This is a genomic window from Bacillus sp. FSL H7-0578 (assembly GCF_038630855.1).
GTDB lineage: Bacteria > Bacillota > Bacilli > Bacillales > Bacillaceae > Bacillus > Bacillus safensis.
In genome coordinates this window covers 1,388,445-1,402,942 of record NZ_CP152045.1, presented here as the reverse complement: position 1 = coordinate 1,402,942, position 14,498 = coordinate 1,388,445, and the positions used below count along the sequence as shown (strand labels likewise).

Genomic DNA, 14,498 nt, shown 5'->3' with positions numbered 1-14,498 from the left:
CCCCCTTTCATGTAGAGAGGGGGATTCTTTATTGTCGTTTTGCTTCTTCGAATAGCGAGATGGCTTTTTTGCGTCTTTCCTTGTGATCAACTGTCGGCAGCGGGTATGTATCACCCAGCACACAGCTCGATTTCCGTTGTTCATCTATCGGCATTTTACTTGGTTCATGAATCCATTTTTCCTCAACATGCTCTAGCTCTCGTACATATCTTCTAATATATTCCCCGCTTGGATCAAACCGCTTTGACTGGGTCGTTGGGTTAAAAATACGGAAGTACGGCACGGCATCTGTCCCAACAGAAGCTGCCCACTGAAATCCTCCGATATTCGAAGCCTCATCATAATCCACAAGCTTTTTTGCAAAATACGCTTCTCCCTTTCTCCAATCAATCAAATAATCCTTTGTTAAAAATGAGGCGGTGACCATCCTTAAACGGTTATGCATCCAGCCTTCCTCATTTAACTGTCTCATCCCTGCATCAACGAGAGGAAAGCCTGTTTCACCTTTACACCATGCTTCAAACAGCGTCTCATCTTCATTCCATTTCATCCCTTGAAACGCTGAATTGATTTCTTTTTCTTTCATCTCTGGATAATGAGCATAAATCATATGGTAAAAATCTCGCCACGCCAGCTCTTTGATAAAGGTTTCTCGACCCTCGTCTTCAAACAGCCCCTCCTCATGAATCGCATGAAAGATCGTTCGAATTGAGATGGTCCCTGTTTTTAAGAAACGTGACAGCTTACTCGTTCCAAAAACAGATGGCATATCTCGTTTTTCATGGTAACGTGTTAGTCTTTTTTGGATAAAGTCTTGCAGCGTGTTCATCGCTTTGTGTGAGCCGATTTGATCAAATTTTCTTGAGCATCTCATGATTATGCTGCGTAGTTTGTCATTCCCTTTGTGTGAAAGTGACTCATCACAAATCGTATGAGCGCTGCTGAGAAATGATTTGTCAACTTTTATCACAGGCTGCTTCTCTTGCTTTCGCCATGATTGATAGTATGGAGTAAACACTTGATAATAAGTGCCATCCCTTTTTAAAATATCTTGCGCCCCGTGAAGGTGTGTATCTTGCCATTTTGATACATGAATGCCCTTCTTTTCTAAAAAAGCGGTTACTTGATGGTCACGCTTTTGACCGATTCCCACTTGATCTTCATTAAAAAAGACAGCTTTGATGTCATACACATCGATAACTTGCTGAAAGGCACGCAAGACATCCCCATAGAGAAGATGAACATACATTTGAGATTCTCTTGCTTTCTTGATAAAATGCGCCAAGCTTTGAAAAAAATGTTCGTTGTTTAAATCGAGGTCCATTTCAGTAAAAAATGGATCTAGATGATAAAGAGCAAATAATTTGTACTCGTGTTTTTTTGCATATGTGATCGCTTTTGACAAGGCGATATGATCATCTAATCGCATATCCCGGCGAAACCAAATCACAACAATGTTGTCCAACCTTCTTCACCTCACTCTATAGTGTAATCACTCTCACTGGCTGCTGCACATTTTAATGCGCTCAAAAAAAAAGACACATCACGGTGGATGTGTCTTCTTTTCAGCGTGATAGAAAACCTTTGCAGTCTAGGAAGTACAGCTACTTTTGCAGAGCGAATTTGACATTCGTGAGCACCAGCGCACAGGACTGACAAAGAATGCGAGGGTTTGTCTACACGCTGAGACACATCACGGTGGATGTGTCTCACTTCTTATTCAGGCTTTAATACGATTAACAGATCACCGGTTTGAATCGGCTCTCCATTTGTCACATGTATTTCATCTACGACCGCAGAAAATGGTGCTTGTACAGTCGTTTCCATTTTCATGGCTTCATTGATCATCAAATGCTCACCTTGTGAAATTTTCTGCCCTTTTTCCACGAGTACTTTAATGACAGTGCCTGGCATCGATGCGGCGATGTGATTTGGATTTGAACGGTCCGCCTTCATTTTTTCTTGAACGGAGGATTTGATGCTTTCATCCTTAATCACCACTTCACGCGGCTGGCCATTTAACTCAAAGTAAAGAACTCTTGTGGCATCTGGATTCGGTTCACCAATTGATACGAGTTTGACAATCAGGGTTTTTCCTTTTTCGATTTCTACCTCAATCTCTTCTCCAAGCCTCATCCCGTAGAAGAACGTTGGTGTATCAAGAACAGAGATGTCACCATAGCTTTCTGCTGTTTGGACAAATTCAGAAAAGACTTTCGGATATAAGGCATACGCAATTGCGTCTTGCTCTGTTAACGTCAGGTCATGAGATTCTTTGAACTGCTTCTTAATGTCTTCAAAGTCCACTGGCTTCAGCTTCTCACCAGGTCTGACAGTAAGAGGCTCTTCCCCTTTTAAAATCAGCTTTTGCAGCTTTTCTGGGAATCCGCCATGCGGCTGGCCTAAATAGCCTTTAAATAATTCCACAACAGAATCCGGGAAGTCTAGTGTTGCGCCTTTTTCATAAACATCTTCTTCTGTTAGATCATTTTGCACCATATAAAGTGCCATATCTCCAACTACTTTAGAGGATGGTGTTACCTTTACAATATCACCAAACATGTCATTCACACGTCTGTACATTTCCTTTACTTCATTCCAGCGCTCGCCAAGACCGACACCTTTCGCCTGCTGCTGCAAGTTACTATATTGACCGCCAGGCATTTCATGCTCATAAATTTCTGTATGAGGCGAATTCATGCCGCTTTCAAATTCATGATAGTATTTTCTGACGGAATCCCAGTATTGAGAAAGGCGTTCGACAGATTGGACGTTCATGTCTGGCTTTCTTTCATGACCATCTAAAGCATAATAAAGTGAGCTTGCACTTGGCTGCGATGTGAGTCCTGCCATAGAGCTGACGGCAACATCCACAATATCAACACCTGCATCAATCGCTCTTGCATAGGTGAACAGTCCATTTCCACTCGTGTCATGCGTATGAAGATGGATAGGGATCGTAAGCTCATCTTTTAAAGCAGAGACTAGCTCGTAGGCTGCCTGCGGTTTTAATAGCCCCGCCATATCTTTAATACCTAAAATATGCGCGCCGGCAGATTCAAGCTCTTTTGCAAGAGATACATAGTAATCAAGATCATATTTTGGACGAGATGGATCAAGAATATCTCCCGTATAACAAATCGCCGCCTCTGCCACTTTGCCTGATTCCCGAACAGAATCAATGGCAAGCGTCATGCCTTTGACCCAGTTTAAGCTGTCGAAAATACGGAACACATCAATGCCTGCCTCGGCTGATTCTTTTACAAATGCTTTGATCACATTATCCGGATAGTTTGTATATCCGACAGCATTTGATGATCTTAACAGCATTTGGAACAGCGTGTTTGGCACTTCTTGACGAAGCTCTTTCAATCGTTCCCAAGGATCTTCTTTTAAGAAACGGTACGCAACATCAAATGTAGCCCCGCCCCACATTTCCATACTAAACAGCTCTGGCCATAAACCTGCTGTCGGCTGGGCAACTTTCTTTAGATCATGTGTTCTGAAGCGTGTCGCAAGCAGAGACTGATGCGCATCTCTAAAGGTTGTGTCAGTTAAAAGGACGTTATTTTGTTCTTTTACCCAGTTGGCAAGTCCCTCAGGTCCATGCGTATCTAACAATTGTTTTGTCCCAGACGGAATCTCTTGATTAAGAGGAAGCTTCGGTACGTCTGGCTTGTCAAAATGAGGCTTCTTTTTCTCCGCAATACCCGGAAACCCATTAATGGTAACGTTACCAATATAAGTCAGCATCTTCGTTCCGCGGTCTTTTTGCTTAGGGAAATTAAATAGCTCTGGCGTTGAGTCGATAAACGATGTATCGTATTCCCCTTTTAGGAACTTCTCATGCTTAGCCACATTTTCAAGAAATGGGATGTTAGTTTTAATCCCGCGAATCCTGAATTCTTGTAAATTTCGAACCATTTTAGCAGCCGCTTGATCAAACGTGAGCGCCCATGTAGACAGCTTGACCAATAGTGAGTCGTAATAAGGTGTAATGACCGCACCTTGGAAGCTGTTCCCTGTATCAAGACGTACACCAAATCCCCCACCTGAGCGGTAGGCCATAATTTTTCCTGTGTCTGGCATAAAGTCATTTAAAGGATCTTCTGTTGTGACCCTTGATTGAATGGCAAAGCCGTGTGTAAAGATATCTTCTTGCTTTGGAATACCAACTTCTTTGCTGTGAAGGTTATGCCCCTTTGCAACAAGAATTTGAGTTTGAACGATATCGACACCTGTGATCATTTCTGTGATCGTGTGTTCTACCTGCACCCTTGGATTGACTTCAATAAAGTAAAACTCTCCATTTGCAACTAGGAATTCTACAGTCCCTGCATTAATGTACGATACATTTTGGGCCAGCTGGACAGCCGCTTCGCAAATATCTTCACGCAATTGATCTGTTAGAGACACACTTGGCGCCACTTCAATGACCTTTTGATGCCGCCTTTGAACAGAGCAGTCACGCTCATATAAATGAATAATATTGCCGTGATTGTCTCCAATCACCTGCACTTCAATATGTTTTGGATTTTCAATCAGCTTTTCAACGTATACTTCGTCATTTCCAAAAGCAGCTTTGGCCTCTGACTTCGCACGGTCATAAGCTTCCTTCAGCTCTTCTTTTGATCTGACAATCCGCATACCCCGGCCGCCGCCGCCTAGTGAAGCTTTAATAATAAACGGGTAACCGTATTCTTCACCGAATTTTTCGACTTCTTCGACCGAATCAACTGGTCCGTCACTTCCTGGAATGACTGGAATACCAGCTTTTTTCGCTTCATCTCTCGCCTTTACTTTATCTCCAAACATATCTAAATGCTGAGAAGTTGGACCGATAAATTGAATGCCTTCCTCTTCGCATCGTCTTGCAAAATGAATGTTTTCGGATAAAAATCCGTAGCCTGGATGAATCGCATCCACGTCATTTCGTTTTGCAATTTCGATGATCCCCTCGATATCGAGGTAGGCATCAATCGGTTTCTTCCCTTCTCCAACTAGATATGCTTCATCAGCTTTATAGCGATGATAAGAGCCCGAGTCTTCTTTGGAATAAATGGCCACTGTACGTAAGTTGAGCTCCGTACAGGCCCTGAAGACTCTGATAGCGATTTCCCCTCTGTTTGCAACTAGAACCTTTTGAATTGTTCTCTGTGACATTCTCACTCCTCCATATCCCTTAAAATTTTATATGTACTCTATAATAAAGGAAGAAATGAAAACTGTACACTTTTGTTTTCTAAAGATTCAAAGTTTTCTGCAATCCATTTTTTTCAACCGCTGGTTTGCTCATTGATTTTTTCTTTTTGTAACGCTCTTTATATTCAGTAAACATGCTGATATTCAGCAGCATTCCCATACAGATGCTAAGTAAAATGATAGACGATCCCCCGTAGCTGATAAACGGAAGTGTCACCCCAGTAATTGGAATAAGACCTGAAACACCGCCTAAATTGATACAAGTTTGGATCGCAATCATGGAGGAAATTCCTATTGCAAGCAAACTTCCAAACGGATCTTCACATTTTCTCGCAATATAAAAACCTTTCACGACGATGAAACCAAGAAGAGCGAGAACAAAAAACACGCCGAAAAAACCAAGCTCTTCTGAGATAATTGCCATGATAAAGTCGGTGTGCGGTTCTGGAAGATACCCGTACTTTTGAACGCTTTCTCCTAGACCGAGTCCAAAAAAGCCGCCTGATCCAATCGCATAATATGAATTAATCAATTGATGCCCAGTAGCCCCTGCATCTTTAAATGGATCTTGGAAACTCTCAAAACGTCCGAGACGATTTTGCGTGAAAATTTTATCCCAAAAAAGAATAATAAACGGGGTCACGACGACCATTACTGCACTAAATAGCGCCAGCAGCTTCGCAAGCGTTTTGCCGCTAAAGCCTGAGCATAAAATCATCGCAAGGGCAATCATGCCAATGATAAAGGCTGTCCCATAGTCTGGCTGCAAAATGATAAATCCGCACAGGATAGAGACAATCACGATTGGAGGCGTGACACCTCTTAAAATATGATCAATATAATGCTGCTTTTTGGCATACACCGCAGCAAGATAGATGATGACGACAATCTTTACAAATTCAGCTGGCTGAAGACTAAAAGGGCCTAATTTGATCCAGCTTCTTGCGTTCCCTGCAATATGACCGCCAAAGTACACATAGATGAGGGAAAAAACTGAAATCAGCAGCATACCAATCTGGAATTTCTTATTTGAAAACAGCTGATATGGAACTAATGCTGTAAAGATCAAGATGACTGCTCCAACAATCATAAATAAGAGCTGTTTCTTAAAAAAGTTATCTGGCGCGGCATCGTATCTGATAACAGATGTAATCATACTTGAGCTATATACCATAACCAAACCGAATGCGCTGATTAAGATGATGGCGAACAATAATGAGTAGTCATACGATTTTAGCATTCTCTTTAACATATAATCCTCTTCCTAACGTCTGTTTCTACTGCTTGATATCTTCTTAGCTGTTCTTATTCTACTACATTTTCTCCGTTTGATCCCGTTTTACCTCTTTTATATTGTTCGTCATTCATGAAAGAATCAAGTCCGTTTGCCGTCAATCCATCAAAAGAAATGAGAGGACAAAAAAACTCAAACCTATGTTGTGGAAGTTTGAGTTTTCAATCGTTATTTTTTTGTGAACGCATCATGAAGTGCGGAAAGCTCTCTCTCAAGTTTATCGAGTAGTTTCTTGCCTTCATGTTGATCAACTAATCCAAGCCGGACAGCAAAATCAATCTCTCTCGATAATCCGAACATTTGAGTATCTAAAACCTCTTCATAAAGAGGACATTGCGGCATCGTTAAGTTGTCCATTTGCACTTGGATCAATTTTAAAATTTTATCTGCATCCAATTTTAATAAAGCCAGTGCTTTTTGCCGATGATCGACTAAAATTTCTGACGCCAAAAGTATCCCTCCGTTCCCCAGGCGAGTACCTAATTCTTCTATTTATCATAAAGCGAAACGCCCAAAATTGCAAGCAGATTTGTACAGTTCGCTTTGTGAAAATAAAAAGAAGACATTTCTCATTAAAAGATACTCATCTCATATTTTTCACTCATGAGCTCAAGCAGCTTAATCCCAGCAATACTATTCCCTTTTTCATCCAGGGCAGGACCGAAAATTCCGATCCCAAAATCATATGGTGCCGCTCCCATAATCCCGCCTGAAACACCGCTTTTAGCAGGTATGCCGATATTAATGGCAAATTCCCCGCTTGCATTATACATGCCGCACGTCACCATAAAGGTTTTACAAATTCTAGCGACATCTTTTGAAAGAATTTGCTTGCCCGTCTCTGGATGTCTGCCATCTAATGAAAAAACACAAGCAATTTTCGCCAAATCTAAGCTGTTCATCATGATGGCGCATTGTTTCGTATACACATCCATGACCTCTTCTACGTTCCCTCTAATAATATGATATTGCTTCATATAATAGCACATAGCCCGGTTAATCATCGATGTCTCAAATTCGGATGCGGCTGTTTCCTTGCAGTATGTAATGCTTTTGTCATTTGCGAGCTCTCTAATAAAGCGGAGCAAGCGGTTCAGCTGATCTTGCGGAGTCGCTCCTCTTATTAAGCTTGTGACTGCAAGCGCTCCTGCATTAATCATCGGATTCAGCGGCTTATTCGGACTTGCTGTTTCCAGCTTAATCATTGAATTAAACGGGTCACCTGTTGGCTCTTGTCCAACAAATTGAAAGACTTTTTTTGGCCCTTCTTCTGAAAGCACGAGCGCAAGGGCTAATACTTTAGAAATACTTTGCAGGGTAAAGCGTTTATCTACATCTCCTGCCGAGTGGCAAGTATTACTCACATGGTACACAGCCACAGATAAATCCGTCTGATCCGCTTTGGCGAGAGCGGGAATATAGGATGCTACTTTGCCACCTTTGGCCACTTTTTTTGCTTCTTCTACAAATCGCTGAAGCTCTTCATTGTCACGACATGCCATGCCCAACATCCTCCCTATCTTTCATGTACGATTAGTGTGTACAAGGAAAAGCATGTTTATGAAAGTGACAAAGCAGGCGAAAACTTCTATAATTTATGTTGGAAAGGGGTTGTCTTGAACATGAGCATCATTCAAATTAAGGGGAACGTAAAGTACAAGATCACCATTGATCCAAGTGTATGGATTTTTGATGACCGCAAATTTTTAATGGATTCATTTTTTGAAAAAAGCACGGCAAATGAAGAAAGTCAGCTGGATCAGGAGCTTGACCAAGAGCGGGTGATCAGAGAAGGACAAACACTTCCACCCACTTTAAAAACAGAGAAGAAGTACGAAAAGGAAAGACTCATCACAGGCAGCTTCGGAATGAAGCTGGGTGATATGCTGAAAAATGCAGAACCGCTTGAACATGCAGACACATGCGAATTTGTCACAGAAACAGAGACAATTGCTGTTCCGCTTTCTCAGGCAATGGAAAGCATTGCACACTTCAGCCAAAATGGGAAGCCGATGACAGAAGAAGGACCAATCCACGTTTATTTCGCAGATCAGTCCAACCTCACTCAGCCGATAAAAGGTGTCAAAGAGCTCATCATTACATAAGACAGAGGGTCTGGACTACAGCAAATCAGCTGCAAGCTGTGCAAGTCCAGACCTTTCTCCTTTGACAAGCTTGACATGTCCAGATATTTGCTGACCTTTGAACCGCTCAATGACATACGTAAGCCCATTATTTAAGCTGTCTAAATAAGGATGATCAATCTGCTCCGGGTCCCCCATCAGCACAATTTTACTTCCCTCTCCGACGCGCGTTAATAATGTTTTTACCTCGTGTTTCGTTAAATTCTGCGCCTCATCAATGATAATAAATTGATCAGGAATACTTCTTCCACGGATATACGTTAAAGCTTCCACTTGAATAGAACCAATTCCCGCCAAAATGGCATCAAGTTCACCAGGTTTTTTTGTATTAAATAAAAATTCCAGGTTGTCATAAATCGGCTGCATCCATGGTCTGAGTTTCTCTTCCTTTTCACCCGGCAAGTAGCCTAAATCCTTGCCAACAGGGACAATGGAACGGGCTACGATCAGTTTTTTAAACATGCCGAGATCCTCTGTCTGCATTAATCCGGCAGCAAGTGCAAGGAGTGTTTTACCAGTACCCGCTTTTCCGATCAATGTCACAAGCGGAATATCACGTCGCAATAGCAGCTCTAGGGCCATCGTCTGCTGAACATTTTTCGGACGGATTCCCCAAACATGCTCTTGATCATAAATAAGCCGTTTCACATGCTCTGCCTTTTGATCAAGCATTCCTAAAGCAGAACCGCCTTCATTCCCCTTCATAATGACAAATTGATGAGGGTTTAATGGTGCACTTGTGACTTCTTTTATCGGCAATTGACTTTGCTTATAAAATGTATTCAATTGCTCGGTCGGAATATAGAGCTCATGATAGCCGTTATCAATGTCTTCGTTTTGCAGCACACGATCACTTAAGAAGTCCTCTGCTTGGAGACCTATAGCATCTGCCTTTACCCTGACTAAGACATCCTTACTGACCAAAATGACAGGCCGGCCGTGAGGCTTTGTTTCTTCCTCTAAGCTCAAATTTTTCGCGACCGCTAAAATCCGATTATCGTTCGTTTTTTCAATAAAAATTTCTTGAAGTTCATGGAAAGAGCGGTGATTCAGCTCGATGCGCAGCGTCCCTTTTGATTCTAGTGTAATTTTTTCATGCAGTTTCCCTTTCGATCTCAAACCGTCGATTAAACGTGAGACGCGCCGGGCGTTTTGCCCAACCTCGTCCATGTATCTCTTTTTCGAGTCTACTTCTTCTAACACAACGGCCGGAATGACGACCTCGTTGTCTTCAAATGAAAAGATTGAATTCGGATCCTGTAATAACACATTTGTGTCTAATACATAAATTTTACTCAGGTCCTTCGCCTCCTGATCGGGGTTTCATTCATCCTTGTCTTTCCCAAAACGATTGTTAAAATATATGTTTTCATGAATAAAGTTAGAAGGTTAATTCAACAATAAAATAAATCATGCAGTTTGTGAAGGAGGGAATATAAATGCGACTATTTTTGACATTATTCATGATTCAAACGATCATTCTGTTAGGCGCTTGCCAGCAGCAGGAAAAGCCAGAAGCGCTGGACAAGCAAGATGGACGCCAGCACTTAGTACGGGTGTCAGACTCATCCAAGAAAAAGACAAATCAAGCCCGCCCATCTACAGATGTTGCGCAGCATCTTGTCAATGTGACAGAGCATGTAGCAGATGTCAATGATGCAACGGCAATTGTCATCGGCCGCTATGCTGTTGTTGGTATTGATGTAAAAGATGATTTAGATAGAAGCAAAGTAGAAACCATTAAATATTCAGTTGCAAAAGCGCTGAGAAATGACCCTGAAGGTGCAAATGCTGTTGTGGTTGCTGATCCAGATACAGTCAGCCGTTTAAAAGAAATGGGCAAAGAAATCCAAGCAGGCCGTCCGGTAAGCGGTATTATGGACGAACTGGCTGCCATTGTCGGCCGCGTGATGCCAGAGATGCCGAGAAATGAGATCGAGCGTAACGAAAAAGACCCGACAAATGATCCGAATAATCAGCTCAAAGAACAGGATCAAAAGCAGTTAGAAAAAAATCAAAACGACCAATCAAACCATCATATGAATCAGAAGAAATAATGAGAACGGCTTATATCTCCTGTGATATAAGCCTTTTTCTACGCCGATTTTAAGTAGCTGGAAAACATGCTATAATAAATGCAATAAAGTGAGGTGAAAATGATGAGAGTGAAGTGCTCATTATGTGAAAAGCTTGAAACTATTGATGATGATACACTTGTTGCTAAACGGTTAAGAAACCGGCCAATTCATACATATATGTGCGATGACTGCCAAGAACGCATTAAAATAAAGACTGAAGCTCGCATCAAAACTGGCAGATTCTCTCTTTATCAGGATCCTGCGACGAAAGAGAAAAAGAAGAAAAAAGGAAAGAAAGAACAAAAGACATAAAAAAAGACCTGACACATGTTCAGGTCTTTTTTTACGTATTAACTGTTCCTTCTTTTTTCGCACGATGCAGCCGTATTTTATAAATAATCAAAATGGCAGCTGCCACAACCAGTCCTTCCGCTACTGGAAGGAAGATACCTAGAAATGTGAGAAACGTGCAGCCAAAAATCAAAAACAAATAAATCACGAGCGCTTTTAAAATCGGTAAACGTCTTGCAAAGCCGAGCTTAAAAACAATAATCGCTAAAACAAGGATGGTGCCATATAGGAGCCACATCCCTGTTTGCGGATTTTCATCGACACGAAACAGCATCGCGAAAAAGGATAGATTTTCACTTACTTCCTGATCATTCAAAAAGATTCCCTCCCCTTATCTTTCAGGGTTCTATCTTTTTAATTCTTCATGGAATTAAGATAATCCTGCTAGCTTTTTCTTCTTCGCTGCTTTCTCACGTTCGTTTTTGTCTAAAATTTTCTTTCTAAGACGAATTGATTCAGGTGTAACCTCACAGTATTCGTCTTCATTCAAGTACTCAAGAGATTCCTCAAGTGACATAATACGAGGTTTTTTCATGCTAACCGTTTGATCTTTCGTCGCTGAACGTACGTTTGTTTGTTGTTTCATACGGCTTACGTTTACAACAAGGTCATTCTCACGATTATGCTCCCCAACAATCATCCCTTGGTATACTTCAGTACCCGGCTCAACGAAGATCACACCGCGCTCTTCAACACCTTGGATTCCGTAAGCAGTCGCTTTACCTGTTTCCATTGAAACAAGTACACCTTGACGGCGTCCGCCAACTTGACCAGACTGCATTGGCTGGTAGCTGTCAAACGTATGGTTCAAAATACCAAAACCACGAGTTAATGAAAGAAATTCAGTTGTATAACCAATTAAACCACGTGATGGCACTGTAAAGATCAGGCGAACTTGACCGTTACCATTATTGATCATGTCAATCATTTCACCTTTTCTTGCACCCATTGATTCCATAACAGAGCCAGTATGCTCTTCTGGTACATCAATTTGAACGCGCTCTACAGGCTCACATCGAACACCATCAACTTCTTTTACAATAACTTCTGGCTTCGATACTTGTAATTCAAAACCTTCACGTCTCATATTCTCAATGAGAATGGATAAGTGAAGCTCTCCGCGTCCAGAAACAACCCAAGCATCAGGTGAATCAGTTGGATCCACACGAAGACTGACGTCTGTTTGAAGCTGCTGCTCTAAACGCTCTTCAATTTTTCGTGATGTCACGTATTTTCCTTCACGGCCTGCAAATGGGCTGTTGTTTACAACAAACGTCATTTGAAGTGTCGGCTCATCAATACGAAGGATTGGAAGTGCTTCTTGGTGTTCTACCGGACAAACCGTTTCACCTACGTTGATGTCTTCCATTCCAGATACAGCGACAAGATCTCCCGCTTTCGCTTCGTTGATTTCCACTCGTTTTAACCCTTGGAAACCAAAGATCTTTGTTACTCGGAATTGTTTCACAGTGCCGTCGACTTTCATCAAGGCTACCTGCTGTCCTACTTGCATTGTTCCTCTGAATACACGGCCAATTCCAATTCTGCCAACATAATCATTGTAATCAAGTAGTGCCACTTGGAATTGAAGCGGCTCTTCATGGTTGTCAACTGGGCAAGGAATATGGTTCACAATGGCTTCAAACAAAGATTCCATGTTTTCATCTTGCTTGCTCGCATCGTTACTTGCTGTACCATTGATTGCTGATGCATAGACAACTGGGAATTCAAGCTGTTCTTCTGTTGCATCCAATTCAATGAACAAGTCGATCACTTCATCAACTACTTCAGCCGGACGAGCAAAGTCGCGGTCAATTTTATTGACGACAACGATTGGTGTTAAGTTTTGCTCAAGTGCTTTTTTCAGCACAAAGCGTGTTTGAGGCATACAGCCTTCATAAGCATCCACAACGAGGAGTACACCATCTACCATTTTCATGATACGCTCAACTTCACCACCGAAATCGGCGTGTCCTGGTGTATCTAAAATATTAATGCGTGTATCTTTATAATGGATCGCAGTATTTTTAGCTAAAATCGTAATACCGCGCTCTCGCTCTAAATCATTTGAATCCATGGCTCTCTCAGCGATATTTTCATTCGCACGGAAAGTACCAGCTTGATGGAGCAATTGGTCAACAAGCGTCGTTTTACCATGGTCAACGTGGGCAATAATTGCGATGTTGCGAAGGTCTTTTCGAAGTTTCACATTTTCATCTCCTAAAATAATTAGATAACTTTCATATTATATCACAATCCCCTTTAAATGCCGATCGTTTTTCTGTAAACTTATATTAACTCTAAAAAAAGGGATGGAGACAAATGAAACAAATCAAATGGCTTCTATTATTATGTGCATTACTTGCAGTTGTCAGTATGGCGTTTATTGGGGTATCTCTTGCAGAAAAAAACATACTGGGCATATGTTTTAGTATCGTGTTCGCCATGATTTTCATGGGTACAGGATTTACATTAAAAAGAAAATTAAACGTGCAATCATAAAATTAGTTAAAAGCCTTTTACATTCTATATGTAGAAGGCTTTTTATTTTGAGTAAAAACAAGACAAATCACCTATGAAAGCTCCATTTTGCAGACGGAACGTATCTTGAAGAATTGACAAAAGTAAGCAATCTGAACCCCTCCATTTTTCGACAAGAACTTTTATAGTTCTCCAAAATCAAACAGAAAGTTACATTTTTCCTATTCTTCCACAAAGTTTCTCATGGTATGCTTTTCTTGCAACAAAATTTAACAGAAAAGGGAGAGAAAAGAAGCATGAAGAAGTTTTTGAGCAAATCGCTCAGCTCTGTTGTATTTTTCGCTTTAGCTATCATTCTTACTTTCACAACAGTAGCTCCTGGGCAAGCAAGCGCTGCAACTTTCAAAGGAATTCCTTTTGAACAGCAGCAAATCATTAAAGAATTATTGGAGAAAAACGAGCGTGTCATCAACATTCTCATCAATTCATTTGTTGAGGAAGACAACAGCTACACATTTGATGTGAAAAAAGCTGTTGAGCTCGGACTAACTGAAGAAGAAGCGGCGACTGCTGAGAAATTCTTAGATCGCGCAGCTGTTCTTACAATCGTTTTCAGTGAAAGCATCACTAAAAACGAAAAAGGGAAATTGGTTTTTGATGCAGCAAAAGCTGTTGAACTTGGTCTTACAAAAGAAGAAGCGGCTAAATTTGAAAAGCTTTTCAAATCAGTGATCAGAATTGCTGATCTTGCTGGTGATGCCCTTGTTCTAGACAAAAAAGGAAACGTTGTGATTGATTCAAAAATCGCAAAAGGTCTTGGATTCAGCTCTACTGAATTACTTGTTTTCAACCAAATGCTTAAGAAAATTCCTCAAGAGCAATTGAAAACGTTCTATGATGCAGTTCAAATTGCGAAAGAAAAATTAAGCTAATCTCAGAAAAACTCCC

The 14,498-nt window shown here is 41.2% G+C and carries 13 protein-coding genes; 5 read left to right on the top strand and 8 right to left on the bottom strand.

From position 1 onward, the window contains the following. Window positions 1–28 precede the first annotated feature (28 nt). The 5 genes from MHB41_RS07150 to glsA all read right to left on the bottom strand — a co-directional run bounded on the left by MHB41_RS07150 (window position 29) and on the right by glsA (window position 7,998). On the bottom strand, window positions 29–1,465 hold the full coding sequence (locus tag MHB41_RS07150; protein WP_267542768.1) for a deoxyribodipyrimidine photo-lyase: 1,437 nt from the start codon (window positions 1,463–1,465) through the stop codon (window positions 29–31). Window positions 1,466–1,716: 251 nt separating this feature from the next. Beyond that, window positions 1,717–5,163, bottom strand: coding sequence for a pyruvate carboxylase (gene pyc / locus MHB41_RS07145; protein ID WP_061109796.1), 3,447 nt, complete (start codon window positions 5,161–5,163; stop codon window positions 1,717–1,719). A gap of 79 nt (window positions 5,164–5,242) precedes the next feature. Continuing rightward, window positions 5,243–6,454: a putative lipid II flippase FtsW gene (gene ftsW, locus MHB41_RS07140; RefSeq protein WP_025092373.1), complete on the bottom strand. Its 1,212-nt coding sequence runs from the start codon at window positions 6,452–6,454 to the stop codon at window positions 5,243–5,245. A 210-nt stretch (window positions 6,455–6,664) separates the two neighbouring features. Then, on the bottom strand, window positions 6,665–6,946 hold the full coding sequence (locus MHB41_RS07135; protein WP_003212509.1) for a YlaN family protein: 282 nt from the start codon (window positions 6,944–6,946) through the stop codon (window positions 6,665–6,667). A 122-nt stretch (window positions 6,947–7,068) separates the two neighbouring features. Continuing rightward, on the bottom strand, window positions 7,069–7,998 hold the full coding sequence (glsA, locus tag MHB41_RS07130) for a glutaminase A (RefSeq protein ID WP_024426904.1): 930 nt from the start codon (window positions 7,996–7,998) through the stop codon (window positions 7,069–7,071). A 120-nt stretch (window positions 7,999–8,118) separates the two neighbouring features. Between glsA and MHB41_RS07125 the strand changes: the two genes are divergently transcribed. After that, window positions 8,119–8,601, top strand: a complete 483-nt coding sequence (locus tag MHB41_RS07125; protein ID WP_024426903.1) for a hypothetical protein — start codon at window positions 8,119–8,121, stop codon at window positions 8,599–8,601. Window positions 8,602–8,616: 15 nt separating this feature from the next. Here MHB41_RS07125 and MHB41_RS07120 read toward each other — a convergent pair whose 3' ends face one another. Further along, window positions 8,617–9,939 (bottom strand): PhoH family protein, encoded by a 1,323-nt coding sequence (locus tag MHB41_RS07120; protein ID WP_025092370.1) that lies wholly within the window; start codon window positions 9,937–9,939, stop codon window positions 8,617–8,619. A 140-nt stretch (window positions 9,940–10,079) separates the two neighbouring features. Here MHB41_RS07120 and MHB41_RS07115 point away from each other — a divergent pair, with 140 nt between their 5' ends. Together MHB41_RS07115 and MHB41_RS07110 are read left to right on the top strand one after the other, a co-directional pair. Continuing rightward, entirely contained in the window at window positions 10,080–10,697 is a 618-nt protein-coding gene (locus MHB41_RS07115) for a YhcN/YlaJ family sporulation lipoprotein (protein WP_034281647.1), read from the top strand. 99 nt (window positions 10,698–10,796) lie between these two features. After that, on the top strand, window positions 10,797–11,030 hold the full coding sequence (locus MHB41_RS07110) for a YlaI family protein (protein ID WP_223250959.1): 234 nt from the start codon (window positions 10,797–10,799) through the stop codon (window positions 11,028–11,030). Window positions 11,031–11,061: 31 nt separating this feature from the next. On the opposite strand, the gene MHB41_RS07105 is transcribed toward MHB41_RS07110, so the two are convergent. Together MHB41_RS07105 and typA are read right to left on the bottom strand one after the other, a co-directional pair. After that, window positions 11,062–11,385: a YlaH-like family protein gene (locus MHB41_RS07105; protein WP_003210819.1), complete on the bottom strand. Its 324-nt coding sequence runs from the start codon at window positions 11,383–11,385 to the stop codon at window positions 11,062–11,064. Window positions 11,386–11,439: 54 nt separating this feature from the next. Further along, window positions 11,440–13,278: a translational GTPase TypA gene (typA, locus tag MHB41_RS07100; protein ID WP_041084955.1), complete on the bottom strand. Its 1,839-nt coding sequence runs from the start codon at window positions 13,276–13,278 to the stop codon at window positions 11,440–11,442. Window positions 13,279–13,391: 113 nt separating this feature from the next. On the opposite strand from typA, the gene MHB41_RS07095 reads away from it, so the two are divergent. Both MHB41_RS07095 and MHB41_RS07090 read left to right on the top strand, forming a co-directional pair. Beyond that, the gene (locus MHB41_RS07095; protein ID WP_034281645.1) at window positions 13,392–13,571 is read left to right on the top strand and encodes a DUF5325 family protein; all 180 of its coding nucleotides are present in this window, start codon (window positions 13,392–13,394) and stop codon (window positions 13,569–13,571) included. A gap of 275 nt (window positions 13,572–13,846) precedes the next feature. Next, entirely contained in the window at window positions 13,847–14,482 is a 636-nt protein-coding gene (locus tag MHB41_RS07090; RefSeq protein WP_034281643.1) for a hypothetical protein, read from the top strand. Window positions 14,483–14,498: the final 16 nt, after the last annotated feature.